The sequence below is a fragment of the Bradyrhizobium sp. LeoA1Lang genome, assembly GCF_055413685.1.
This window is the reverse complement of the sequence record NZ_JBVAPG010000376.1, coordinates 1-1,749: the sequence shown is the minus strand read 5'-3', so window position 1 is coordinate 1,749 and position 1,749 is coordinate 1. Positions and strand designations below refer to the sequence as shown.

General features: G+C 59.3%; 3 pseudogenes. 2 read left to right on the top strand and 1 reads right to left on the bottom strand.

Annotated elements, in window-relative coordinates:
* Positions 1-126: pseudogene (locus ACZYOF_RS43585) on the top strand (IS5/IS1182 family transposase); the annotation flags it as partial.
* 222 nt (positions 127-348) lie between these two features.
* Here ACZYOF_RS43585 and ACZYOF_RS43580 read toward each other — a convergent pair.
* Positions 349-1,442 (bottom strand): annotated as a pseudogene (locus tag ACZYOF_RS43580) (IS3 family transposase); the annotation flags it as partial.
* A 71-nt stretch (positions 1,443-1,513) separates the two neighbouring features.
* On the opposite strand from ACZYOF_RS43580, the pseudogene ACZYOF_RS43575 reads away from it, so the two are divergent.
* Positions 1,514-1,612: pseudogene (locus ACZYOF_RS43575) on the top strand (IS5/IS1182 family transposase); the annotation flags it as partial.
* Between the last annotated feature and the right edge of the window lie 137 nt (positions 1,613-1,749).

Here is a 1,749-nt window from a genome sequence, read left to right as displayed (position 1 = left end):
ATCGCCGCAAAAGGCGCTCAAGCCGTCATTCCGAACAACCCCTCACGGGCAATCAAATATCCGCTCAACAAACCCCTCTATGCCGAGCGTCATCTAATCGAATGCTGCTTCTCGAAACTGAAGCGTTGAAGTGGACCCTATGCTGAGGACCACTGGGTCCGGTTTCTTAAGTGGAACTGCTGCCGTTCGTTCTTGCCAATAACTTTACGCTATTCTTGCTTGCTGCTGTTGTGGCTGTGGGGATGTGGGCAACGCGCAGCGTTGTCCAAGCTTCTCGCTTGCGAGAAGCGTCATATCCACAGCCTCTTCGCCGAATGCGCCGGTGACACCGGCCCGCCAGACCGCCATCGGCGCGCGGTTTTCCAGCGCCTGATGAGGGCGCTGGAAATTGTAAAACTCGATCCATCGGGCAATTCCGGCTTTGGCCTCGTGGCCATCCGAATAGCCCTTGAGATAGATGTCCTCGTATTTGAGCGAGCGCCACAGCCGCTCGATGAACACGTTGTCCATCCAGCGCCCGCGACCGTCCATCGAGATCCTGACGCCGGTGGCGGCCAGCGTGCCGGTGAAGGCGGCGCTGGTGAACTGGCTGCCCTGGTCGGTATTGAAGATCTCAGGCCGGCCGAAGCGTGCCAAGGCCTCTTCGAGCGCAGACACGCAGAACGATGTGTCCATCGTGTTCGACAGGCGCCAGGCCAGCACCGCACGGCTCGCCCAATCGATGATCGCCACCAGATACAGAAAGCCCTGGCCGATCGGCACATAGGTGATATCGGCCGCCCACACTTGATTCGGCCGGTCGATCGCCAGATGTCGCAGGAGATACGGGAAGATCTTGTGTCCCGGCGCCGGCTTTGTGGTTCTGGGCTTTGGTCCCAGCGCTGCGATGCCCATCTTGCGCATCAACCGCTGCACACGCTTGCGATTGATGCGACAGCCTTCGCCATTGAGCATTGCCGTCAGCCGCCGCGAGCCCAGGAACGGCCAGGCCGTGACCAGCTGATCGATCCGCCGCATCAGCTCAAGGTCGTTGTCATTGGCCGGCCGCGGCGGCCGATATACGCTCGATCGCGCAACGCTCAGCAGTTGGCATTGCCGGCGGATCGACAGACTCTCATGATCGCGCTGAAGCAATCCTCGGCGATCCGGCGCGCTCATCTTCCGGACCTCCTGGCTAAGAAATCTCGCTCGACCGTCAATTGTCCGATCTTGGCGTGGAGCTTCTCGACCTCCAGTTCGTGGGCCGCCTCGCCATCCCGACCAGCGCCCGCGTCGAACGCCCGAACCGCTTGATCCTGAAGCTGCTTCTTCCAGGCGTAAATCTGGTTCACATGCACCTGGTAGCGCTGCGCCAGATCCGTCACCGTTGATTGTTCTCGCAGCGCCTCCAAGGCGATCTTTGCCTTCAGCGCCGCGTCGATTTTCCGTCTCGTCTTCTTCATGGTCCGCTCCGTTTATCAAAACGGAACGGCATCCGCACCACCTAAGCCGCTGGTCCAAAATCCGGGGTCCACTTCAGCGTTTCAGGCGCGTTGCTACGCGCTACGAAAAAACCGCACGAAATTACTTCGCTGTCGTCGCTATCGCGGCAACTCTGCTCTGGCTAAGATAACTGTCCACGCGACCTAGCATTACAGTTGTTTTTTTAGTGGGTTTCTGAATCCATGGGCAACCATGATTCGAAGATCGTGGACGCAGGCAGCGTCGATTGAGGAGACGCTTGCGTTGTGGGCGGCGTCGCTTCGGGAG